Origin of the sequence: Pseudomonas sp. RW409 (genome assembly GCF_003184125.1) — a bacterium.
In the GTDB taxonomy this organism is placed as follows: Bacteria; Pseudomonadota; Gammaproteobacteria; order Pseudomonadales; family Pseudomonadaceae; genus Aquipseudomonas; species Aquipseudomonas chlororaphis_I.
Genome location: NZ_QHHP01000004.1, coordinates 638,951 through 661,266 on the forward strand (window position 1 = coordinate 638,951; position 22,316 = coordinate 661,266).

A 22,316-nucleotide genomic window follows, 5' to 3' on the forward strand; every position below is an offset into this window, starting at 1 on the left:
GCATTACACTGCTGCGCGCTGTGCAGGAGTCCGAGAAGAAATCTGGAATTGGATTGGCCTTGGGGCACAGATGGACCCGCGTAATTCGGGTTCATTGAGCAGGGCCTGCCTGACGCTTTATTTTGGTTCTTCACGGAATTCCGGGAAACACAGAAACAAGAACGCCGATTTGATTGATGATGTTCGTGCGAGCAAACACATCTAAAAAACCGGCGTTCTTATGCACGATATTAATACTTTCCTTCCTTTTTGGGAGGGCTTTTCTGTCGTCACGATCAAGCCTGATGGCGATGCCCTACAGATCGATCTGACGCCCCACACCACCCGACTCCCTTCCTGTGGTGGATGCCAAAAGCCCTGTTCAACCACTCACGAGTATTGCGAGCGAGTCGTTCGTGATTTGCCCATTCTCGGCCGTGCAGTGCGCCTCAGCGTTTTGCTCAGACGTGTTGGCTGTCGTGACTGCGGCAAACGCATGGAGACTGTCAGTTGGCTGGATCGCTATGCCCGTATGACGCGCCGCTTGGCCGATGCGGTGATTCAAGCCTGCGAACGCCTTCCCACGTTACACGTGGCTCAACTGTTTGGGTTGCATTGGGACACCGTTCGGCTGCTAGAGCGTCGCGCCTTGCAAACGGCATTGAGCGATCTGCCGAAGGCGCAACCACGGCGTCTGGTGATGGACGAGTTCGCTCTGTTCAAGGGCCATCGTTACGCCAGTGTGGTGCTGGATGCGGATACACGACGAGTGCTGTGGATCGGCGAAGGCCGCAGCCGTGCGGCGGTCAGGCCGTTCTTCGAAGAGTTGGGACCAGAGGGTTGCGCCCGAATCGAAGCGGTGGCGATGGACATGAACACCGCTTTTGACCTGGAGGTTCGCCGGCACTGCCCCAAAGCGCGCGTGGTCTACGACCTCTTCCATGTGGTGGCCAAATATGGCCGAGAGGTGATTGATCGGGTCCGCGTTGACGAGGCTAATCGACTACGCCACGACAAGCCTGCTCGTAAGGTCATCAAGCAAGCGCGATGGCTACTGCTACGCAATCCACAGAATCTGAAAACGCCGGAACAACAGGTTCACTTGCAGGATTTACTGGCGGCCAACCAAGCGTTGATGACGGTCTACTTGATGAAGGCTGAACTCAAAACGCTCTGGACGCCGAATACCGCTTGGAGCTGGAGATCGGCCTGGAAGCAATGGTTGCGCCATGCTCATGAAAGCGAAATACCGGCACTGATCCAGTTCGCCAAACGGCTAAAGAGTTACTGGCGGGGCATCGTCAGCCGCGTTCGCTGGCCGATGCACACCGGTCAGCTGGAAGGAATAAACAATCGCATAAAGGTCATCAAACGAATGGCGTACGGTTACCGGGATAGCGAATTCTTTTTCATGAAGATCAAGAGCGTCTTTCCCGGTATTCCGTGAAGAACCTTTTTTTTGCCTTGGATTCGGCTCAGAGCTGGCCGTCGCGATCGCGAAAGCCCAGCAGATAAAGCACGCCATCAAGGCCCAGGGTGGAGATCGCCTGCTTGGCCGACTGCTTGACCAGCGGCTTGGCGCGGAAGGCCACGCCCAGGCCGGCGATCGCCAGCATCGGCAGATCGTTGGCGCCGTCGCCGACCGCGATGGTCTGCTCCAGGCGCAACCCTTCCTTGGCGGCCAGCTCACGCAGCAGATCGGCCTTGCGCTGGGCATCGACAATCGGCTCGACCGCGACACCGGTCACCTTGCCGTCGACCACTTCCAGCTCGTTGGCGAATACGTAGTCGATCCCCAGCTTGGCCTGCAATTGCTTGGCGAAGTAAGTGAAGCCACCCGAGAGGATCGCGGTCTTGTAGCCCAGGCGCTTGAGTTCGGCGAACAGGGTCTCGGCGCCTTCGGTCAGGCGCAGCGATGCGCCGATGGAGTCCAGCACCTTGATGTCCAGGCCCTGGAGCAAGGCCAGGCGTTCCTTGAAGCTGGCCCGGAAATCCAGCTCGCCGGCCATGGCCCGCTCGGTGATTTCCGCCACCCGGTCACCCACGCCGGCCGCCTTGGCCAGCTCGTCGATGACTTCCGCCTCGATCAGCGTCGAGTCCATGTCGAACACCGCCAGGCGGCGGTTACGACGGAACAGCGAGTCTTCCTGGAAGGCGATATCGACGTTCAGTTCCTGTGCGACGCTCAGGAACTCGGCGCGCAACGCTTGCGGATCGGCTGCTTCGCCACGCACGGAGAACTCGATGCAACCCTTGCCCTTGTCGGCCGGGGTGTCCAGCGGCATGCGCCCGGAGAGGCGATCGATATGGTCGATATTCAAGCCGTACTTGGCGGTGATCGAACTGACGCGCTGCAACTGCTCGGCGGTGACCTTGCGGGTCAGCAAGGTAACGATATGGCGCTTCTTGCCCTGGCCGCCGACCCACTGCTGGTAATCCTCTTCGGAAACCGGCGTGAAACGGACCTGCTGGTCCAGCTCATAGGCGGTGAACAGAATGTCCTTGAGCACCGACGAGCTCTGCTCGTTGTCCGGAATTTCAACCAGGATGCCGAACGACAGAGTGTCGTGAATCACCGCCTGACCGATGTCGAGAATGTTCACACCACCCTGGGCCAGAACGCCGGTAATGGCCGCAGTGAGGCCCGGACGGTCCTCACCAGTGATGTTTATCAGGACGATTTCGCGCAAGGCGCACCCCCGCAGGTGGAAAAAAACCGCATTCTACCCACTTTCAGTGACCATCGGGCACAGCCAGCGCTTTGCCGGTCTAGGGCCTGTCGCTATACTGCGCCTCAACTTCACGGACAAAAGAGCCGAGCTCAGTGAACCGGCCCACGCCAGTTAAAACCGATAACTTCTTCCTGCTGATCTTCCGTGCACTGCGTCATCGCCGTGTACCGATTGCATTGCGCATTGCCAGCCATAACGTGATCCTGGTCGCCCTGGCCCTGGTGATCTATGCCTGCGTGATGGGGCTGCAATTCAAGCAGGCCATGCACGAACAAGCCGACGCCCTGGGTCAGAGCCTGACCACCCAGACCGCGACCTCGGCCACCGAACTGTTGGTGTCCAACGACATCCTCAGCCTCAACGTGCTGCTGAACAACCTGACCAAGAACCCGCTCGTGGCCCACGCGGCGATCTACAGCGTGGACAACCGCATCCTCGCCGAAGCCGGTCAGCGCCCGAAAAGCAGCCTGCTGGGTGAAACCGAAGGCGTCTACCAAACCAAGATCACCTTCCAGGACGTGACCGCGGGCAACCTGCGCATCAGCCTGGACATGGAACAATTCCAGCAGCCGATGACCATCAGCCTGCAGAGCATGGGCATTCTCAGCGCCATCCTGCTGGCTTTGGCCCTGGCCTTGAGCTTGCGCCTGGGGCGGCACATCTCCACGCCGCTGATGCAACTGCGGGTCTGGCTGCGGGATATCGACGCGCATACCCCGGCCACCCAGCGCCAGGACGAGATCGGCGACCTGGCGCGCCAGCTGCATGCCAGCTTCGCGCCGGAGAAGGTCGAGCCGGAGCCCGAACCGGAAACCGAGATCGACGATACCGACTACGACGACAGCGAAGACGCGGAACCGACCTTCGAGGTGCGCAACCTGCGTGACCCGAGCTTCGACGAAAGCGCTCCGGTGGCCGGCCTCAAGCCCGCACCACGGCACGTGGTCAGCGCCGAAGAAGATCTGGCCGACGACGAAGACCCGTTCGCCGATCTTCGCGACAGCTCGTCCACCGCGACCGCTGCCAAACCGATCGTGAAACCCATGGTACCGGCACAACCGCAGCACAGCGCGGTACTGGCCGTGCAACTGGGCGCCCAGGAGCAACTGCGCCGCCTGCCCCGCGCCCGCCTGACGGAATTGCTGGAACGTTACCGCGACTGCCTCGACCAGGCTGCCTCGCTGTACCAGAGCGAACTGCACACCCTGAACGACGGCAGCACGCTGATGCTGTTCCACAGCGAAGACAGCGGCGACGACTACCTGACCAACGCCATCTGCTGCGGCGAACTGCTGCGCGCCCTGGGCCACGCCCTGCAAATCGAAGTGGCCGACAGCGGTATCACCCTGCAACTGCAACTGGGCCTGACCCTGGGCGACGAGCTGTTCGGCCTGAGCCAGATCGACCTGCTGCTGACCGAGACCGCCCAGGATGCCCTGGCGCTGTCCCAGCACAGCCGCAACCTGCTGCTGGTCGAGCGCAAGATCAACGATGACGCGCTGATTCGTCAGCGTGCGCGCATTCGTCCGATCGCCAGCCCGGAAGGCGCCTGCTGCGTCGAGCGCCTGATGGAGCCCTACCCATCGATGCTGGAGCGGCAACTGGCGCGGATGCACGAGAGCCGGGCCAAGCTGTAAGCCAGCCGCTCAACAAAAAAGCCCGCAGCGATGCGGGCTTTTTGTTGGGTGTTGATCGGGCTGACGCCATCGCGGGCAAGCCTCGCACCTATCTGCTTCGGTAGGCGATAGCAATCTGCAGAACACCGCAGAGCGCCCAAGCCACCGGACAACTCTCCAGAAACGACAAAGCCCGCTGATCAGCGGGCTTTGTCCTGTAACCGCAACACTCAGAAGCGGAACACTTCCATATCCGTGCGGATTGGAGTGGCCATCGGAATCTTCGGCTGCTTCTCCTGCTCGGCCGGTTTTGCCGCCGGCGCAGGCGCCGCCTTGCGTGGCACCTCGGCTACCGTCGGCTGGTTGGCCAGCGGCTTGAGAGCCCCCGACAGCTGCTCGGCCAGGCGTTGCAGCAGTACACCCTGGGCCTGGACCTGGGACGCGGTGGTACCGGCATGTTGCTCCTGCAGATGAACGATACGGTTGTCGCGCACCTGCCCACGGCGATCGATCAGGCGCCATTGCGCATCGAGAACCGCCGGTTGCGACGCGCCCGAATCCAGACGAGTGATCGACAACAATACCTGCACATCCGGAGTGAAACCGGTACTCGCCGGCGCCAGTACGACGCGCTGGCTATCCAGCTGGCCGGCGACCTGGCGCAACAGCAACTGATCGATATCGGAAGACAGGCTGCCCGCCCAGCGACCGTCAGTCGAAGCCTGCAGGCTGCCGTCGTTCTGGCGTTGCAGCAAGGTTTCACGTTGCAGGTAGTCGGCAACCAGTACCGGCCCCAGCAATACAGCCATGCCGGCACTTTGTGCCGGCTGAGCCGGACTTCCGCTGTCCAGCTGATACAGCGACACCGGCTGGTGTACGCTGCAACCCGCCAGGCCAAGAACGCCAGCGAGCAAGAAAACAAGAGGAAGGCGCAGAGCAGTCATCATCCCATCCAGGTGGCGGCCACAAGGCTAGCCACAGTGTAAATACTCAAAATAACCCTGAATAACGCTCAGCCACGCCGGCGCTTGAAAGCGCATATCATCCGTGAATATGCGCCATGACTCCAGTGTTGTAGCGCCGTTCTACCGGTTAAATCGCAGATCGGACGCTCTAAGCCGCATCAATTGAGAGTTTCTACCAACAACGCATCCACTCGCTGGAAGCCTCGTGGCAGTTTGTTACCCCGGCGACCGCGTTCGCCCTTGTAGTGCTCGAGGTCATCGGCCTTGAGCGACAGGGTACGTTTTCCGGCCTGCAGCACCAGTGTCGCGCCTTCCGGCAGCACCGCGATATCGGTCACGTACTCCTCGCGGCTGGCCACCCGCTCACCCGGAATCCCGATGATCTTGTTGCCCTTGCCTTTGCCCAGTTGCGGCAGGTCGCTGATCTTGAACACCAGCAAACGCCCTTCGGTGGTCACCGAAGCCAGCCAGTTCTGCTCACGATCGCTCACCGGCCGAGGCAACAGCACCTTGGCGTTGTTCGGCAGGCTCAACAGTGCCTTGCCGGCCTTGTTCTTGGCTTGCAGATCCTCGCCCTTGACCACGAAGCCGTAACCCGCGTCGGATGCGATCACGTACAGCGCCTCGTCGTCCGGCAGCAGCACGCATTCGAAACTGGCGCCAGGCGGCGGCGTCAGGCGTCCGGTCAGCGGCTCACCCTGGCCACGGGCCGATGGCAGCGTATGTGCCGCCACCGAATAACTGCGCCCAGTGGAGTCGATAAACACCGCGAACTGGTTGGAGCGCCCGATGGCCGAGGTCTTGAAGCCGTCACCGGCCTTGTAGGACAGGCCCGTGGCGTCGATATCATGCCCTTTGGCGCAACGTACCCAACCTTTTTCCGACAGAACGATGGTGACCGGCTCGGTCGGCATCAGCTCGTTTTCCGACAAGGCCTTGGCCTCGGCACGCTCAACGATCGGCGAACGACGATCGTCGCCGTAGGTTTCAGCGTCCTGCAGCAATTCGGTGCGCACCAGCTTCTTCAGCTTGGCTTCACTGTTGAGCAAGGCTTGCAGCTTGGCCTGCTCCTTGAGCAGTTCGTCCTGCTCGGCGCGCAGCTTCATCTCTTCCAGACGCGCCAACTGACGCAGGCGGGTATCGAGGATGTAGTCAGCCTGCACTTCACTCAGGGCGAAACGCTCGATCAGCTTGGCCCGCGGCTGATCCTCGGTACGAATGATGTGGATCACTTCATCCAGGTTGAGGTAGGCGATCAGCAAACCGTCCAACAGGTGCAGGCGGCGCTCGACCTTGTCCAGGCGGAACTGCAGGCGGCGGCGCACCGTCAGTACGCGAAACTCCAGCCATTCCACCAGCAGGGCGCGCAGGTTCTTCAACTGCGGCTTGCCGTCCAGGCCGATGATGTTGACGTTGACCCGGTAGCTGGATTCCAGCTCGGTGGTCGCAAACAGGTGCTGCATCAGCTCGTCGGGATCGACCCGGTTGGAGCGCGGAATGATCACGATCCGGCACGGGTGCTCATGGTCCGACTCGTCACGCAGGTCGGCGACCATCGGCAGCTTCTTGGCCTGCATCTGCGCGGCGATCTGTTCCAGCACCTTGGCGCCGGACACCTGGTGCGGCAGCGCGGTGACGATGATGTCGCCATCCTCGATGCGATAGACGGCACGCATGCGCACCGAACCGCGACCGGTTTCGTAGATTTTCAGCAGGTCCGCGCGTGGCGTGATGATTTCCGCTTCGGTCGGGTAGTCCGGGCCCTGAATATGCTCGCAGAGCTGTTCGACCGTGGCCTTGGGCTCGTCCAGCAGGCGCACGCAGGCCGTGGCGACTTCGCGCAAGTTGTGCGGCGGCACGTCAGTGGCCATGCCCACGGCGATGCCAGTGGTGCCATTGAGCAGGATATTCGGCAAACGTGCCGGCAATACCAGGGGTTCCTGCAGGGTGCCGTCGAAGTTCGGCCCCCAGTCCGCGGTGCCCTGGCCCAGCTCGCTGAGCAGGACTTCGGAGTAACGCGACAGACGCGCTTCGGTGTAACGCATGGCGGCGAAGGACTTGGGATCGTCCGGCGCACCCCAGTTACCCTGGCCGTCCACCAGCGTGTAGCGGTAGCTGAAAGGCTGCGCCATCAGCACCATGGCTTCGTAGCAGGCCGAGTCGCCGTGGGGGTGGAACTTACCCAGCACGTCACCGACCGTACGGGCGGACTTCTTGTGCTTGGAATCGGCATCCAGCCCCAGCTCACTCATGGCGTAGACAATACGCCGCTGTACCGGTTTCAGGCCGTCGCCGATATGCGGCAAAGCACGGTCCATGATCACGTACATGGAGTAGTTGAGGTAGGCATTTTCGGTGAAGTCAGCCAGCGATCGGCGTTCTACGCCATCCAGGCTGAGATCCAGGGAGTCGCTCATGCGGGCCTCATCAGTTCGTTGTCTGGCGCAGCAGCAAGGTGCCGCCGCGCTGGGTAAATTCAAGTTTTTTCAAAGCGCTCATGCCCAGCAATACCTGCTCGTCGCCCAGGCCCGGCGCGACCAGCGCACGGACATCCCGCAGGACGATATCGCCCAGTTGCAGGCGGTCGAGGCGGGTTCGATAACCCTCGCTACGACCGTTGGCGGTACTCAGGGTCACCGGTGCGCCCTTCTCCAGGCCAAGACGCTCGGCCAGCCCGGACGGGATCGACACATCGGTCGCTCCGGTATCGAGCATGAAATTCACCGGCTGGCCGTTGATCTGGCCGCTGGCGACGAAATGCCCCTGGCCGTTGCCGACCAGTTTCACTTCGATGTAACCCTCATGTTGTTGCGAAGTGACGACAGCATTGGGGTTCTCCTGATGCTGTTCCCACTCGCCGAAAAACCGTGTCGCCAGGAACAGCCCGGCGCCCCAGGCCAGCACCAGCAGCACGCGCCCGGCACGTTTACCCGGTGGCTGCAGGCTCACGGCTTGGCACTCCAACCGCCCTCGGGCGCGGCGAAGCGCCAGATGATCGGGCGTTTTTCACCGTCGGCACGGGCACCGGTGTTGTTATCCACACCGATCCAGGCGCCATCGGCATCCACCACCAGCGCCTCGGTCAGGCCATAGTCCTGTGGATAACGCCGGTTTTCCTGCAACGCCTCGGCGGCAAACGACCAGCAACGCTCGACCTTGGCCGTCGACGCATCACGACGACAGACCTGAAACGCATTGCGCTCGAGGGTGAACAACTTGCCCTCGAACAGCGACAGGTCGGCGAAATCCCGGGACACCGCCTTGGCCTTGGGCATCTGCGGCGGCTGCATTTCCAGCCCGGCCTCGCTGAGCAGCACACAGCCGCCATCGCAGTCCCAGACACTCTGCTGGCGCTTGATCAACAGCAGCCCGCGGCGCTCGCGCTCGGCAGCCAGCCAGATCTTGTCGCCGGCCGGGTTGACCGCCAGGCCCTCGAACAGGGCATTGAAGTGCAGCAACATACCGCTGGCCCGCGCCTCGCGCACCATGATCGGTGAAATCTTCAGCCAGGCGGCCGACCCCGTCGGCGCCAGCTGCAATACCGCCGCGTGGGATTCGCTGACCACATACTTGTTGCCGGCGCTGTCGCAGGTGATGCCCTCGAAATCCAGGTCGCCGCCGCGCACGAACGAAGCGACCCAGGTGCGCGAACTCAAGCCCCAGGGCAAACCGCTGTCCGGCACCGGCGGTATGTCGATGCGCACGGTCTCGGCCTGCCAGACTCGATCGCTGGTATCGAGCCGATAGATCTGGTCATCGTCGCGGTCGGAGACCGTCCACAGCTCCTTGCCGCACAACGCCAGCCCCGACAGGTTGCCGCCACGCATACCGTCCACCGGATGCTCGGCCAGCAGCCTCAACTCGGGCAAGGGGTCGGCCATTGCCGAGGTTGCCAATAGCAGTAACGCCAGGGCAAAGCCTCTGCGCATCAGGCCAGAACCTCGGCCAGGTTGCCCTTGGACTCCAGCCAGCTCTTGCGATCGCCGGCGCGTTTCTTCGCCAGCAGCATGTCCATCATTTCCGAAGTCGCGGCGAAGTCCTCACCGAGGGTCAATTGCACCAGGCGCCGGGTGTTCGGGTCCATGGTGGTTTCGCGCAGTTGCGGTGGGTTCATTTCACCCAGGCCCTTGAATCGGGTGACTTGCGGCTTGCCACGCTTCTTCTCGGCCACCAGGCGATCGAGGATGCCATCGCGCTCGGCTTCGTCGAGGGCGTAGTAGATTTCCTTGCCCAGGTCGATGCGGTACAGCGGCGGCATCGCCACGTAGACGTGGCCGGCATCCACCAGCGGACGGAAATGCTGGACGAACAGCGCGCAGAGCAGTGTCGCGATGTGCAAGCCGTCGGAGTCGGCGTCGGCGAGGATGCAGATCTTGCCGTAGCGCAGCTGGCTCATGTCCTCGGCGCCCGGGTCGACCCCGATGGCCACGGCGATGTTGTGCACTTCCTGGCTGGCCAGGACTTCGCTGCCGTCGACTTCCCAGGTGTTGAGGATCTTGCCGCGCAGCGGCAGGATCGCCTGGAACTCCTTGTCCCGCGCCTGCTTGGCCGAACCACCGGCGGAATCACCTTCCACCAGGAACAGCTCGGAACGCATCGGGTCCTGGCCGGCGCAGTCCGCCAGCTTGCCAGGCAGCGCCGGGCCCTGGGTGATGCGCTTGCGCTCGACCTTCTTGCTGGCCTTGAGGCGACGGCCGGCGTTGCTGATGGCCAGCTCCGCCAGTTGCATGCCCAGCTCAGGGTTGGCATTGAGCCACAGGCTGAATGCGTCCTTGACCACACCCGAAACGAAGGCGGCCGCCTCGCGGGATGACAGGCGCTCCTTGGTCTGGCCGGAGAACTGCGCGTCCTGCATCTTCATCGACAGCACGAAGGCGATGCGTTCCCAGACATCTTCCGGCGCCAGCTTCAGGCCGCGCGGCAGCAGGTTGCGGAATTCGCAGAACTCGCGCATGGCGTCCAGCAGGCCCTGGCGCAAACCGTTGACGTGAGTACCGCCCTGGGCGGTCGGGATCAGGTTGACATAGCTTTCCTGCACACTGTCGCCGCCTTCCGGCAACCACAGCAGGGCCCAGTCCACCGCTTCCTTGTTACCCGACAGGCTGCCGCAGAAAGGTTCGGCCGGCAGGCGTTCGAATTCGCTGACCGCGTCCACCAGGTAGGAGCGCAGGCCGTCTTCGTAATGCCACTCGACCTTCTCGCCGGTGCCTTTGTCTTCGAAGCTGACCAGCAGCCCTGGGCACAACACGGCCTTAGCCTTGAGCACATGCTTGAGGCGGCTGACGGAGAACTTCGGCGAATCGAAGTATTTCGGATCCGGAGCGAAGTACACGCTGGTCCCGGTATTGCGCTTGCCGACGCTGCCGACCACTTCCAGCTCGGTGGCCTTGAAGCCGTCGGCGAAGGTCATCTGGTATTCGTTACCGTCACGCTTGACCCGCACCCGCACCTGGGTCGACAGGGCGTTGACCACGGAAATACCCACCCCGTGCAGACCGCCGGAGAACTGGTAGTTCTTGTTGGAAAACTTGCCGCCCGCATGGAGCTTGGTGAGGATCAGCTCGACGCCGGACACACCCTCTTCCGGGTGAATGTCCACCGGCATGCCGCGTCCGTCATCGGACACTTCCAGGGAGTGGTCGGCATGCAGGATGACCTGGATCGACTTCGCGTGCCCCGCCAGGGCTTCGTCGACGCTGTTGTCGATGACTTCCTGGGCGAGGTGGTTCGGCCGGGTGGTATCGGTGTACATGCCCGGGCGTTTGCGCACCGGGTCGAGGCCCGAGAGGACTTCGATGGCGTCTGCGTTATAAGAGCTAGCGCTGGGAGTGGCCATGGGGTCTCGTCGTTAGTCGTTCAATGAAATAGAAGCGAGGTTTCACAGCGAGGTGAAATCGATCGCCTGGTACTGATCCGGGCCGATGCCGGCAAAATTCAACAACGCCGGCAATTGTCCGGCAAAACCCTGGAAACTATGGTCGCCGCCGGCCTGGATGCGCAAGGCACAGGCTCGGTAATACAGCTGGGCGCTGCGATAGTCCAGCGTCTCGTCACCTGTCTGCAGCCAGACCTGGAACCGCTGCGGGTCCTGGGGCGCCGGCACTTCCAGCTCGGCCAGGGCCGTCACGTGGTCGTGGGTCAGTTCCCAGGTTTCCCCGGTATAGAGGTTGGTCTGCGTGCCCAGAAAGCCGTCGAACATCCGGTGCGGACTGACCGCGGGGTTGATCAGCAGGGCTTTCAGGCCGTGGCGCTCGGCAAGGTGAGTCGCATAGTAGCCGCCGAGAGAGCTGCCGACCAGCAGCGGCCGTCCGAGTTCGGCAATCGCCTGCTCCAACTGGCCAATGGCCTCGCGCGGATGATGATGCAGGGCTGGCACGCGCAGCTGTTCACCGTGGCCGATCGCCTCCATGACAGCGATCAGCTGGCTGGCTTTCTTCGACGCCGGCGCGCTGTTGAAGCCGTGGATATACAGGATCGAACCGGACATGCGCACTCCCTTTGCATCGTGCAAAAAGGCGCAGTTTACAGGGTGTATCGCCGCTTGACTTGTGTTCAGGTGTATCCCTTTGTCCTGCCGCCTCGGACGGCGGCTCCGGGGCGGAATCAGTAGCCGTCGCTACCATAATCAACCTGGAAATCGAAGCCGGTGACCCGCTCGACACCGGTTTCCAGGCGCCCATCGGGCAGCAGGCGCAGCCAGCGATAGCCCGGCGCGGTTTCGCCGACCTTGAAATCCTCGCTGCCCGGCTCGAACTGAATGCAGGTCGAGGGCGATGCCAGCAGGCGTAGCGATCCCTGCTGACGGTCGATTTCCTGATGCACATGGCCCCAGAGCACCGCGCGCGCCTGCGGAAAACGCTCCAGCACGGCGAACAGCGCGTGCGGATTGCGCAGCCCGATGGGCTCCATCCAGGCACAACCGATGGAGACCGGGTGATGGTGCAGGCACACCAGGTGATGACGCTCGGGGGCTTCGCTCAGGGCGCTGGCGAGCAACTGCAACTGTTCGTCCTGCAGGTAACCCGGTACCGAACCCGGTACGGCCGAGTCGAGCAGGGTGATCCGCCAGTTGCCGATGTCCACCACCGGCGCCAGCAACGAACTCTCGGTCGCCGCCTGCGCCATGAGTTGCGGCTCGTCGTGGTTGCCGGGAATCCAGCGCGCCGGCGCCGGAATCTGCCGGGTCATGTCACGAAACAGCTGATAGGACTCCAGCGTACCGTCCTGGGACAGGTCGCCCGTGGCCAGCATCAGGTCGATCCGCGGTTGCTGCTCCAGCACCAGTTCGATCACCCGCTGCAGGCTGTCGCGGGTATTCATGCCCAGCAGCGTGCCGTCCGCTTCGGCGAACAGATGGCTGTCGGACAACTGCACCAGCAACACGGGATCGTCGGTGGTCAGAGTGGATACGCTCGGCAAGGCGGCCTCCCAGGGCGTGTCACGGGAAGTGAGGAATGGGGGCAATTATGCTGGGGGAAATTCAAAAGAGGAAACCGGCGAACCGGACGCAGTTCACATCTACCGCACGGCCTCGAACTCATGACCGCAAGCCAGGCAGTGGCTCAGCCATTCGCCGAGAAACACATTGAGCTGGGCCTTCTCGTCCGGCTGGTGCATGAAGGCGTTCGGATACGGATAGATGCCACGAAAGCGCCGGGCGTGCTCGGCACTGATGACCTCGGCCATGCGCGCGTCGTGGTAGACCTGCACTTCCAGCTGTGGCACCGGCAGCCAGGGCAGGCTGTGTTCCTGGCGCACCTGCAAGGTGGTGGTGTAAGGACAGGCCAGCAGCACCTCCAGCGCCAGCACGCCGAGCATCTGGTCGCCCTGGGTCACCGCGATCCGCCGCGCCACCGGCTGGTTGCGCATGTCGGGCAACAGGCGCATCAGCCGGGCATAGTTGGCCTCGCAGGACGCTTGCAGCCCCACGAGATCGACCCGGTAGCGATCGCGCACTTTGTTTACGACCATAACCCCCTCACTTCAACGCGGTTCAAAGCCAGCCATTGCAAGGCAATAATGCTCGCCGCGTTGGAAATCCGCCCATCCCTTACCGCCTGCAGTGCGTCTTCGAAAGCCCAGACCGACACGCGGATATCCTCCGCCTCTTCCACCAGCCCGTGCAGGCCACCGGCACCGCTGCTGTCGCAACGCCCCAGGTACAGATGCACGAACTCGGTACTGCCCCCCGGCGACGGGAAATACTGGGTCATCGGCCACAGCGCGGAGAATGTCAGTCCAGCTTCCTCCTGCGCTTCGCGGTGAGCAACTTCTTCCGGCTGCTCGTCCTTGTCGATCAGACCGGCGACCAGTTCGATCAACCAGGGGGTCGCGGTTTTCCCCATGGCGCCGACGCGAAACTGCTCGACCAAGACCACTTCATCGCGTTGCGGATCGTACGGCAGGACGCAGACAGCATCGTGACGCACAAAGATTTCACGACTGATCTCGCGCCCCATGCCACCGGCAAACAGCTCGTGGCGCAGGTGCACACGGTCGAGCTGATAAAAACCCTGGAAGCATTTCTCGCGCCGAACGATATCGACAGTGGTCGGCGTGGTGTTGGCAAAGTCCGTCATAGCAATCCTCGTTTCCTGCGGTCAGATCCGAGGCTCCCCCTCGACATCGCGCCATCCTAACGCGCCGGTGACCGATGATGCAGCCCCTTTGCCATCAGCGGGATAGACGGCAAGGGGGCAAACCTAATCTAATTGCCTCTATTGAGCTTAGTGGCGAACTGATTGCCCCGCAGGCAGTCGAAGCCGGTAACTTTTGCCTACCTCTGGTTTATCAAGGACGCACATGTCGCTTCTTAAAATCGCCTCCGTGGCTTGCCTGGCCCTGACCCTGGGCGCCTGCCAAAGCCTGTTTCAACCCAGCTATCAAAAGCCCCTGCAAAGCACCAGCGACAAGTCGGAACAGATCAAGCCCGGCTGCAGCAATCAGGATTGCCCGCTGGTGAACATCGACACCGTGCACTTCGCCGACGAGCCGCAGCTGGATGCGCTGATTGAAAAGCGCCTGCTGCAGATGACCCGCACCACTGCGGACCAGGCCGTGCCAGCAACACTGAGCGCCTATCGGGAGAAATTCCTGCGCGAGGCCGACAGCCGCAACAGCATGTACCTGCAAGCCAAGGTACGCGAACAGCATGACGGCCTGGTGATCATCGAACTGGCCAGCTACCTGGACACCGGCGGCGCCCACGGCACGCCCGGCCGCGGCTTCATCAACTACTCGCGCGAGCTGCACAAGGAACTGACCCTGTCCGACATGCTGCGCCCGGGCCAGGAAGCCGCGTTCTGGAAGGCCGCCCAGGTGGCCCACAACAGCTGGCTGATCAGCACCAAGCTGGACCAGGAGCCAGAGTTCATCAAGAGCTGGCCGTTCCAGAAAACCCCGAACGTGGCGCTGACCTACGGCGGCGTGATCCTCAAGTACAACGTGTCGGTGATCGCGCCTTACGCGCTGGGCCACATCGAACTGAAGATCCCTTACAACCGCCTGAACGGCATTCTCAAGCCCGAGCTGTTTCCTGGCCGTAGCTGAAGGCCCGCCCCAGCAGCCCTTGCAGCAGCCCTGCCAGCACCAGTGACGGCAGGGTTGCGCCAACGTCCGGATAGAGGTTGGCCAGCAGGTGGTAGGTGCTGACCCCACCCAGCCAGGCCAGCAACGCCGGCCAGCGCAAACCTACCGACGACACCTGGGCACTGCGCTTGCGCAGGATGAAGTGATCCACCAGCACCACGCCGAACAGCGGCGCGAACACCGAGCCGATCAGCAGCAGGAAGTTCTGATACTGGGCCAACGGCGCCAGGCAGGCGATCAGGGTGCAGAGCACACCAATGGCCAGGGCCAGGTGCTCGACTTTCAGGCGCAGCAGAATGCCGCTGGAGACCGCGGCCGAATGGATATCGGCAAAGGCATTTTCCGACTCGTCCAGCAGGATCAGCAACAGCGGAATCCCCAGGCCAGCGCCGGCCAAAGCCAGCAGCAGCGCATTGACTTCGCCGCTCGGCGCAAAGGCCAGGGTGTAGGCCACGCCCAGGCTCATCAGCCACAGGTTGCCGATAAAGAACCCCAGCGCCGTACCGCCAAACACATTGCGCGCACGCTTGCCGAACCTTGAGTAGTCGGCGATCAGCGGCAGCCACGACAACGGCATGGCGATCGCGATATCGAACCCCACGCCGAGCGGCATGGAGCCGTCGCCGGCCTGGGCCCAGAGCGCGGCAAGGTCGGCCTTGGCGAACAGGTTCCAGGTCAGCCACAGGCAGGCCGCCAACAGCAGCCAGATGCCCCATTTGCGCAGGACCTTGCGCACGAAAGTCAGCGGCCCGCTGACCGCGAGCACGGTCGCCAGCGCGCCGAAAAACAGAGTCCAGAGCAAAGGGCTGGCCAGCAGGCTGCCTTCGCTGAACGCACGAGTACCCAACAAGCTGGCGGCATCGCGCATGACGATGATCTCGAACGAACCCCAGCCCACCAGTTGCAGCAGGTTGAGCAACGCCGGCAGGCTCGCGCCGCGAGTGCCGAGGCTGAGCTTGAGCGCCGCCATGGACGACAGGCCGGTATCGCTGCCGATCACCCCGACCGCCGCGAGCAGCAAGACGCCGACCGCCGTGCCGAGAAAAATCGCCAGCAAGGCACCGGACAGGCCCAGGCCAGGCGCGAGCAGCGCGCCGGTCTGCAACACCATCAGGCCGATGCCGAGGGAAAACCACAGGGAAAACAGATCGCGCGCGCCGAATACACGCCTGTCGGCGGGGACCGCAGTGTCTGGTGAATAAGTGTTCAAGACGGTTATCTCGGGGGGAGGGAAAGGGGCGCTAGCTGCAAGCCTCAAGCTGCAAGAAAAAGCAGGACCGCTGTGCCTTTAACTTACAGCTTGAAGCTTGCAACTTGTCGCTTAAACCTTCTTGTACAACTGGCTACCTTCCTGCTTGAAGCGCTCGGCCTGCTCCGCCAGGCCCTTGGCGACCTCCACGTCCACCGCCTCGATGCGCTGGTTGGCCGCGTACTCGCGGACCTCCTGGGTGATCTTCATCGAGCAGAACTTCGGCCCGCACATGGAGCAGAAGTGCGCGACCTTGGCCGAATCCTTGGGCAGGGTCTCGTCGTGGTAGGCGCGTGCGGTGTCCGGGTCGAGGCCGAGGTTGAACTGGTCTTCCCAGCGGAACTCGAAGCGCGCCTTGGACAGTGCGTTGTCACGGATCTGCGCGCCCGGGTGACCCTTGGCAAGGTCGGCGGCATGCGCGGCGATCTTGTAGGTGATGATCCCGGTCTTCACGTCATCCTTGTTCGGCAGGCCCAGGTGCTCCTTCGGCGTCACGTAGCAGAGCATGGCGCAGCCGAACCAGCCGATCATCGCCGCACCGATACCGGAGGTGATGTGGTCGTAGCCCGGCGCGATGTCGGTGGTCAGCGGGCCGAGGGTGTAGAACGGCGCCTCGTCGCAGCATTCCAGCTGCTTGTCCATGTTCTCCTTGATCAGCTGCATCGGCACGTGGCCCGGGCCTTCGATCATGCACTGCACGTCATGCTTCCAGGCGATCTTGGTCAGCTCGCCGAGGGTCTCCAGTTCGCCGAACTGCGCTTCGTCGTTGGCGTCGGCGATCGAGCCCGGACGCAGGCCGTCGCCCAGCGAGAAGCTGACGTCGTAGGCCTTCATGATTTCGCAGATTTCGTCGAAGTGGGTGTAGAGGAAGTTTTCCTTGTGGTGCGCCAGACACCACTTGGCCATGATCGAACCGCCGCGGGAGACGATGCCGGTCACGCGCTTGGCGGTCAGCGGCACATAACGCAGCAGCACACCGGCGTGGATGGTGAAGTAGTCGACGCCCTGCTCCGCCTGCTCGATCAGGGTGTCGCGGAACAGCTCCCAGGTCAGGTCTTCGGCCACGCCGTTGACCTTCTCCAGCGCCTGGTAGATCGGCACGGTACCGATCGGCACCGGCGAGTTGCGGATGATCCACTCGCGGGTTTCGTGGATGTGCTTGCCCGTGGACAGGTCCATGACGGTGTCCGAACCCCAGCGGATGCCCCAGGTCAGCTTCGCCACTTCTTCTTCGATGGACGAACCCAGGGCGCTGTTGCCGATGTTGCCGTTGATCTTCACCAGGAAGTTGCGGCCGATGATCATCGGTTCCAGTTCGACGTGGTTGATGTTGGCCGGAATGATCGCGCGACCGCGGGCGATTTCCTCACGGACGAACTCGGGGGTGATTTCTTTCGGGATGCTGGCGCCGAAGCTGTGGCCGGCGTGCTGCTGATCGAGCAGACCCGCGGCGCGAGCCTCTTGCAGCTTCATGTTTTCGCGGATGGCGACGTATTCCATCTCGGCGGTGATGATGCCCTTGCGCGCATAGTGCATCTGGCTGACGTTGGCCCCGGCCTTGGCCCGACGCGGGTTGTTGACGTGGGCGAAGCGCAGCTTGGTCAGCTCGGGATCGGCGAGGCGCTGCTGGCCGAAGTTGGAGCTCAGGCCGGGCAGGCGCTCGGTGTCGCCACGGTCGTCGATCCAGGCCGAGCGCACATCGCCCAGGCCTTTGCGCACGTCGATCACCACGTTGGGGTCGGTGTAGGGGCCGGAGGTGTCATAGACGGTGACGGGCGCGTTGATCTCGCCGCCGAAGTCGGTCGGGGTCACGTCGAGGCTGATCTCGCGCATCGGCACGCGGATGTCCGGGCGCGAACCCTGGACATAGATTTTTTGCGAGCGGGTAAAGGGCTGAACCGACTGCTCATCGACCTTGGCCGATTCACTCAGGTGCGTAGCGTTTTTTAATTTTGTAGTCATCACAGGCTCTCCAGACAGCATCCAGGCAGTGGATTTTTGTCGGAGCGAACCTGTAACGAACGGACGCAGCCATAGCTGGAGCCAGGGGCGAAAACCAGCTGGTGCAGTGCTTGGTGCTCGAGGGGTGTTCGATTGTCGAACAACATCCCGGACGAAGCACAAGAGGACTCGCCGGGTGACGAGAAATCTTGTTCCCTACGCAGGCGCTAACCTGATCAGGTTCAACGGGATCCGGATTATCCGATCTCAGCCTCATAGCAAGGCACCCCGACAAGAACCCGGCCAGTCTAGACAAAGCCGGCACAGAACGCCAACACCACGGCAAACAGCGTGATGAATGGCGTAAATGCAGGATTGTTGCCCTTCGCAGGCGCATCTACACTCGCTGGGTTGCGTCGAACCTTGACGCTGCACAGGCCGAGACTTAGCCTTGGCGCCAGAATTATCCTCGTAATATCAACTCTAGGGATCGCCGAATGCTGCGCAAACTCTCACTGGCCATCGCCGTGTCTTGTGCGTCCAATGGAATGGCCTGGGCAGCAGAAGCGCCCTTGACCACGAAAACCGATCTGGTCAGCGTCTACCAGGAAGCCGTGGACAACAACGCCGACCTCGCCGCCGCCCGCGCCGATTACGACGCACGCAAGGAAGTGGTGCCACAGGCTCGCGCCGGTTTGCTGCCCAACCTCTCGGCCGGTGCCGACCTGAACAACACCCGGACCAAGTTCGACGAACCCTCGATGACCGCCACCCGCAGCGGCACCGTGTATCAGGCGACCCTGGCCCAGCCGATTTTCCGCGCCGACCGCTGGTTCCAGCTGCAAGCGGCCAAGGACGTCAACGAGCAAGCCGCGCTGGAGCTCTCGGCCACCGAACAGAACCTGATCCTGCAAAGCGCTGAGAGTTATTTCTCGGTGCTGCGCGCCCAGGACAACCTGGCCTCGACCAAGGCCGAGGAAGCCGCCTTCAAGCGTCAGTTGGACCAGTCCAACGAGCGTTTCGACGTCGGCCTGTCGGACAAGACCGACGTCCTGCAATCCCAGGCCAGCTACGACACCGCGCGGGCCAACCGGATCCTCGCCCAGCGCCAGGTGGATGACGCGTTCGAAGCCCTGATCACCCTGACCAACCGTCAGTACAACTCGATCCAGGGCATCGTCCACAGCCTACCGGTGCTGGCGCCGACCCCGAATGACGCCAAGGCCTGGGTCGATACCGCGGCCAAGCAGAACCTCAACCTGCTGGCCAGCAACTACGCGGTCAGCGCCGCCGAGGAAACCCTCAAGCAGCGCAAGGCCGGCCACGCCCCGACCCTCGACGCGGTGGCGCAGTACAAGAAAGGCGACAACGACGCCCTCGGCTTCAGCAACCCGGCCCCACTGGGCCAGCGTTACGGCAGTGACGTCGAACAACGCAGCATCGGCCTGCAACTGAGCATTCCGATCTACAGCGGCGGCCTGACCAGCTCCCAGGTCCGCGAGTCCTACTCGCGCCTGAACCAGAGCGAACAGCGCCGTGAGGCCCTGCGCCGCCAGGTGGTGGAGAACACCCGCAACCTGCACCGCGCGGTGAACACCGATGTCGAGCAGGTCCAGGCCCGGCGCCAGTCGATCATCTCCAACCAGAGCGCCGTGGAAGCCACGGAAATCGGTTATCAGGTCGGTACGCGCAATATCGTCGACGTGCTCGATGCCCAGCGCCAGCTGTACACCTCGGTGCGCAACTACAACAACAGCCGCTACGACTACATCCTCGACAACCTGCGCCTCAAGCAAGCCGCCGGCACCCTCAACCCGGGCGACCTGCAGGACCTGTCGCGCTACCTGAAAGCCGACTACAACCCGGACCGCGACTTCCTGCCGCCGGACCTGGCCAAGGCCGCGGCGGAACAGCTCAAGGCCCGGCCGAGCCAGTAATTTGTAGCCACTGCCGCAGGCTGCGATCGACCGGAACGGTCGTAAAAAAGGCCACCGCCATTCAACTGAATCGCGGTGGCCTTTTTGCCTGTCCTTCGGACAGGATCGCAGCCTGCGGCAGCGGCTACAGCAAACGGCCCAACCCGTCGAGCAGACGCTGCAGGGCGCCCTGATTGCTGCGCATCACCCGCAGCCCGGCATCGGCCATCTTCTGCGCATCCCGGGGCAACTCGAACAGGCGCTGCACCGCCACCGCCAGGCCATGGGCATCGTCCACTTCCTGCAGGGCGCCCGCCTCGCGCAGCATTGTCGCGATCTCCAGGAAGTTGAACAGGTGCGGCCCGCTCAGCACCGGCTTGGCCAGGGCCGCCGGCTCCAGCAGGTTGTGGCCGCCATTGGGCACCAGGCTGCCGCCGACAAAGGCGCTGTCCGCCAGGGCATAAAGAAACAGCAGCTCGCCCATGGTGTCGCCCAGCAGCACCGAGGTTCTGGCGCTGACCGGCTCGGCGCTGGAGCGGCGAATAGTCGCGAAGCCCTGCTGCCGGCATAGCTCGAACACCGAATTGAACCGCTCCGGATGACGCGGCACCAGGATCAGCAAGGCATCCGGGTGGCTGGCCAGCAGTTGGCGATGGGCATCCAGCACCACGGCGTCTTCGCCTTCATGGGTACTGGCGGCGATCCACACCGGGCGTTCGCTGGCTTGCCATTGCTGGCGCAGCTCGCTGGCGCGCTCCAGCAGTTGCGGGTCGATGCTCAGGTCGAATTTGATCGAACCCGTCACCTCGACTGTTTCCGGCCGCGCCCCCAGCTGGCGAAAACGCTCGGCCTCGGCTTCGGTCTGCACCGCGAACAGGCTCATTTGCGCGAGCATCGGCGCGGTCAGTTTGTTGAATCGGCCATAACCTCGGGCCGAACGCTCCGACAACCGCCCGTTGGCCAGCGCCACGGGAATCCCGCGCTTGGCGCACTGGTGAATGTGATTGGGCCACAGCTCGGTTTCCATGATCACCGCCAGCTTCGGCCGGACCCGATCGAGAAAACGCGCGGCGGCGCAAGGCAGGTCGTAAGGCAGGTAGCAGTGCTGGATGCGTGGCTCGTTGGCGAACAGCGCCTGGATACGCTCCGAACCGGTGGGGGTCATGCAGGTGACCGTGATCGGCAGCTGTGGATAACGCGCCAGCAAGGCACGGATCATCGGCGCGGCGGCAATGCTTTCGCCCACCGACACCGCGTGCACCCAGATCCCGCCCGGCTGCATCGCCGGCAGCCCCCAGGAAAAACGTTCGCCAACCCGCCTGGCATAAGCCGGCGCCTTGCGCGCCCGCAGCCACAGACGAATCGCCACCAATGGCAGCCCCAGGTAAAACAGCGCGGTGTAGAGAGTTCTATTCATGGCGGCGGAGTTTATCGGCTTTTTCAGCCAATCGCCCGCAAGTGCACGGCAAAACGCTCCGCCAGCCAATGCGCCGCCGGCCCCAGGGGTTCATCGCGGCGCCAGACCAGTTCCACCACCAGCGCCGGCGGGGTCCACTCGCTGGCCAACTCGACCATCTGGTTCTGATAGGCCGGGTACTGCACCACATGCCTTGGCAGCCAGGCCCAGCCCAGGCCGCGCATCAGCAATTCGGCCATCGCATAGAAGCTGTCGGCGCGCCAGACTTGCGGGCTGAGCTGCTCGCCACTGGGGTAAGTGCTCAACTGCGGGGAAATCAGCAACTGCCGATGACGCCCCAGTTGCTGACGATCCACCTGTTTCTCGCCGGCCAGCGGATGCCCGACCGCGCACACCGTGACCATCTCGACGCTGCCCAGGGCCCGCCGTTCGAGGGCCTCGGACATCTGTTCATGGTGGAACAGCAAACCGAGGTCGGCCCGACGCTCCAGCAGTTTGCGCGCCACGTCACCCTGGGCGCTGCTGGCCAGCTGGACCTCAAGACTGGGAAAGCGCTCGGACAACGCCTCAAGGCTATCGAGCACCGGCTGGAAAGGCATCGCCTCGTCCAGCGCCAGCCGCAAGCGCGCCTCCTCACCCCGCATCAACGCCAGCGCCCGTCCGTTCAAGCGTTCGCACTGGCGCAGCACTTCCCGCGCCTCCGCGAGCAAGGCACGCCCCGCCTCGGTGAGTTTGGGCTGGCGACCGCTGCTGCGCTCGAACAAGAGCACGCCGAGATCGGCCTCGAGCAGCGCAATCGCGCTGCTGACCGCCGATTGCGCCTTGTGTTGGTCACGGGCCACCGCGGAAAACGAACGCTGCTCGGCGACGCTGACGAACAGCCGCATCTGCTCCAGATTCCACTGCACATTCA

18 protein-coding genes and 1 riboswitch are annotated in these 22,316 nt (G+C 63.0%); of the genes, 4 read left to right on the plus strand and 14 right to left on the minus strand.

Features of this window, described 5'->3' with window-relative positions; genetic code table 11:
- Nucleotides 1-220 precede the first annotated feature (220 nt).
- Complete coding sequence (locus DK261_RS05540; RefSeq protein WP_038575043.1) at nt 221-1,426, plus strand: ISL3 family transposase; 1,206 nt, start codon at nt 221-223, stop codon at nt 1,424-1,426.
- A gap of 28 nt (nt 1,427-1,454) precedes the next feature.
- Here the strand turns inward: DK261_RS05540 and serB are convergent, their stop codons facing one another.
- A complete protein-coding gene (serB, locus tag DK261_RS05545; RefSeq protein WP_009041895.1) occupies nt 1,455-2,669 on the minus strand; it encodes a phosphoserine phosphatase SerB in 1,215 nt (404 codons plus the stop codon).
- A gap of 134 nt (nt 2,670-2,803) precedes the next feature.
- Here serB and DK261_RS05550 point away from each other — a divergent pair, with 134 nt between their 5' ends.
- On the plus strand, nt 2,804-4,348 hold the full coding sequence (locus DK261_RS05550) for an AhpA/YtjB family protein (RefSeq protein WP_009046679.1): 1,545 nt from the start codon (nt 2,804-2,806) through the stop codon (nt 4,346-4,348).
- A gap of 209 nt (nt 4,349-4,557) precedes the next feature.
- On the opposite strand, the gene DK261_RS05555 is transcribed toward DK261_RS05550, so the two are convergent.
- The 9 genes from DK261_RS05555 to DK261_RS05595 all read right to left on the minus strand — a co-directional run bounded on the left by DK261_RS05555 (nt 4,558) and on the right by DK261_RS05595 (nt 13,871).
- Nucleotides 4,558-5,271 carry a membrane integrity-associated transporter subunit PqiC gene (locus tag DK261_RS05555; protein ID WP_007921414.1) on the minus strand — a complete coding sequence of 238 codons (714 nt, stop codon included), beginning with the start codon at nt 5,269-5,271 and terminating at the stop codon, nt 4,558-4,560.
- A 179-nt stretch (nt 5,272-5,450) separates the two neighbouring features.
- Nucleotides 5,451-7,709 carry a DNA topoisomerase IV subunit A gene (gene parC, locus DK261_RS05560; RefSeq protein WP_009041892.1) on the minus strand — a complete coding sequence of 753 codons (2,259 nt, stop codon included), beginning with the start codon at nt 7,707-7,709 and terminating at the stop codon, nt 5,451-5,453.
- 10 nt (nt 7,710-7,719) lie between these two features.
- Nucleotides 7,720-8,241, minus strand: a complete 522-nt coding sequence (locus tag DK261_RS05565) for a TIGR02281 family clan AA aspartic protease (RefSeq protein ID WP_038630454.1) — start codon at nt 8,239-8,241, stop codon at nt 7,720-7,722.
- The gene (locus tag DK261_RS05570; protein WP_038630453.1) at nt 8,238-9,221 is read right to left on the minus strand and encodes an esterase-like activity of phytase family protein; all 984 of its coding nucleotides are present in this window, start codon (nt 9,219-9,221) and stop codon (nt 8,238-8,240) included. The genes DK261_RS05565 and DK261_RS05570 overlap by 4 nt, the downstream gene beginning before the upstream one ends.
- On the minus strand, nt 9,221-11,128 hold the full coding sequence (gene parE, locus DK261_RS05575) for a DNA topoisomerase IV subunit B (protein WP_110175382.1): 1,908 nt from the start codon (nt 11,126-11,128) through the stop codon (nt 9,221-9,223). Before parE ends, DK261_RS05570 begins: the two co-directional genes overlap by 1 nt.
- A gap of 42 nt (nt 11,129-11,170) precedes the next feature.
- Entirely contained in the window at nt 11,171-11,779 is a 609-nt protein-coding gene (locus DK261_RS05580) for a YqiA/YcfP family alpha/beta fold hydrolase (RefSeq protein WP_053268091.1), read from the minus strand.
- Nucleotides 11,780-11,895: 116 nt separating this feature from the next.
- The gene (gene cpdA, locus DK261_RS05585) at nt 11,896-12,711 is read right to left on the minus strand and encodes a 3',5'-cyclic-AMP phosphodiesterase (protein ID WP_028683741.1); all 816 of its coding nucleotides are present in this window, start codon (nt 12,709-12,711) and stop codon (nt 11,896-11,898) included.
- A gap of 99 nt (nt 12,712-12,810) precedes the next feature.
- Entirely contained in the window at nt 12,811-13,263 is a 453-nt protein-coding gene (locus DK261_RS05590; protein WP_007921426.1) for a DUF1249 domain-containing protein, read from the minus strand.
- Nucleotides 13,254-13,871, minus strand: coding sequence for an NUDIX domain-containing protein (locus DK261_RS05595; protein ID WP_009046673.1), 618 nt, complete (start codon nt 13,869-13,871; stop codon nt 13,254-13,256). Before DK261_RS05595 ends, DK261_RS05590 begins: the two co-directional genes overlap by 10 nt.
- Nucleotides 13,872-14,094: 223 nt before the next feature.
- Here DK261_RS05595 and DK261_RS05600 point away from each other — a divergent pair, with 223 nt between their 5' ends.
- Entirely contained in the window at nt 14,095-14,841 is a 747-nt protein-coding gene (locus tag DK261_RS05600; protein WP_028683742.1) for an RsiV family protein, read from the plus strand.
- On the opposite strand, the gene cytX is transcribed toward DK261_RS05600, so the two are convergent.
- Nucleotides 14,810-16,099, minus strand: a complete 1,290-nt coding sequence (cytX, locus tag DK261_RS05605; RefSeq protein ID WP_110175485.1) for a putative hydroxymethylpyrimidine transporter CytX — start codon at nt 16,097-16,099, stop codon at nt 14,810-14,812. The two genes, DK261_RS05600 and cytX, sit on opposite strands and share 32 nt — an antisense overlap.
- A 102-nt stretch (nt 16,100-16,201) precedes the next feature.
- Entirely contained in the window at nt 16,202-18,091 is a 1,890-nt protein-coding gene (gene thiC, locus DK261_RS05610) for a phosphomethylpyrimidine synthase ThiC (protein WP_023970195.1), read from the minus strand.
- Between the two features lie 175 nt (nt 18,092-18,266).
- Nucleotides 18,267-18,371: riboswitch (TPP riboswitch) on the minus strand.
- Between the two features lie 196 nt (nt 18,372-18,567).
- Between thiC and DK261_RS05615 the strand changes: the two genes are divergently transcribed.
- Nucleotides 18,568-20,007 (plus strand): TolC family outer membrane protein, encoded by a 1,440-nt coding sequence (locus tag DK261_RS05615; RefSeq protein ID WP_038630449.1) that lies wholly within the window; start codon nt 18,568-18,570, stop codon nt 20,005-20,007.
- A 124-nt stretch (nt 20,008-20,131) separates the two neighbouring features.
- Here DK261_RS05615 and waaA read toward each other — a convergent pair whose 3' ends face one another.
- Entirely contained in the window at nt 20,132-21,403 is a 1,272-nt protein-coding gene (waaA, locus tag DK261_RS05620; protein WP_110175383.1) for a lipid IV(A) 3-deoxy-D-manno-octulosonic acid transferase, read from the minus strand.
- Between the two features lie 23 nt (nt 21,404-21,426).
- Nucleotides 21,427-22,311, minus strand: coding sequence for a LysR family transcriptional regulator (locus DK261_RS05625; RefSeq protein ID WP_162096366.1), 885 nt, complete (start codon nt 22,309-22,311; stop codon nt 21,427-21,429).
- Between the last annotated feature and the right edge of the window lie 5 nt (nt 22,312-22,316).

What these genes read in the sequence shown, in the direction of transcription:
- DK261_RS05540 (WP_038575043.1), top strand. Translation starts at nt 221, where the DNA reads ATGCACGATATTAATACTTTCCTTCCTTTTTGGGAGGGCTTTTCTGTC.
- DK261_RS05555 (WP_007921414.1), bottom strand. Translation starts at nt 5,271, where the DNA reads ATGACTGCTCTGCGCCTTCCTCTTGTTTTCTTGCTCGCTGGCGTTCTT.
- parC (WP_009041892.1), bottom strand. Translation starts at nt 7,709, where the DNA reads ATGAGCGACTCCCTGGATCTCAGCCTGGATGGCGTAGAACGCCGATCG.
- DK261_RS05570 (WP_038630453.1), bottom strand. Translation starts at nt 9,221, where the DNA reads ATGCGCAGAGGCTTTGCCCTGGCGTTACTGCTATTGGCAACCTCGGCA.
- parE (WP_110175382.1), bottom strand. Translation starts at nt 11,128, where the DNA reads ATGGCCACTCCCAGCGCTAGCTCTTATAACGCAGACGCCATCGAAGTC.
- DK261_RS05580 (WP_053268091.1), bottom strand. Translation starts at nt 11,779, where the DNA reads ATGTCCGGTTCGATCCTGTATATCCACGGCTTCAACAGCGCGCCGGCG.
- DK261_RS05590 (WP_007921426.1), bottom strand. Translation starts at nt 13,263, where the DNA reads ATGGTCGTAAACAAAGTGCGCGATCGCTACCGGGTCGATCTCGTGGGG.
- DK261_RS05595 (WP_009046673.1), bottom strand. Translation starts at nt 13,871, where the DNA reads ATGACGGACTTTGCCAACACCACGCCGACCACTGTCGATATCGTTCGG.
- DK261_RS05600 (WP_028683742.1), top strand. Translation starts at nt 14,095, where the DNA reads ATGTCGCTTCTTAAAATCGCCTCCGTGGCTTGCCTGGCCCTGACCCTG.
- thiC (WP_023970195.1), bottom strand. Translation starts at nt 18,091, where the DNA reads ATGACTACAAAATTAAAAAACGCTACGCACCTGAGTGAATCGGCCAAG.
- DK261_RS05615 (WP_038630449.1), top strand. Translation starts at nt 18,568, where the DNA reads ATGCTGCGCAAACTCTCACTGGCCATCGCCGTGTCTTGTGCGTCCAAT.
- waaA (WP_110175383.1), bottom strand. Translation starts at nt 21,403, where the DNA reads ATGAATAGAACTCTCTACACCGCGCTGTTTTACCTGGGGCTGCCATTG.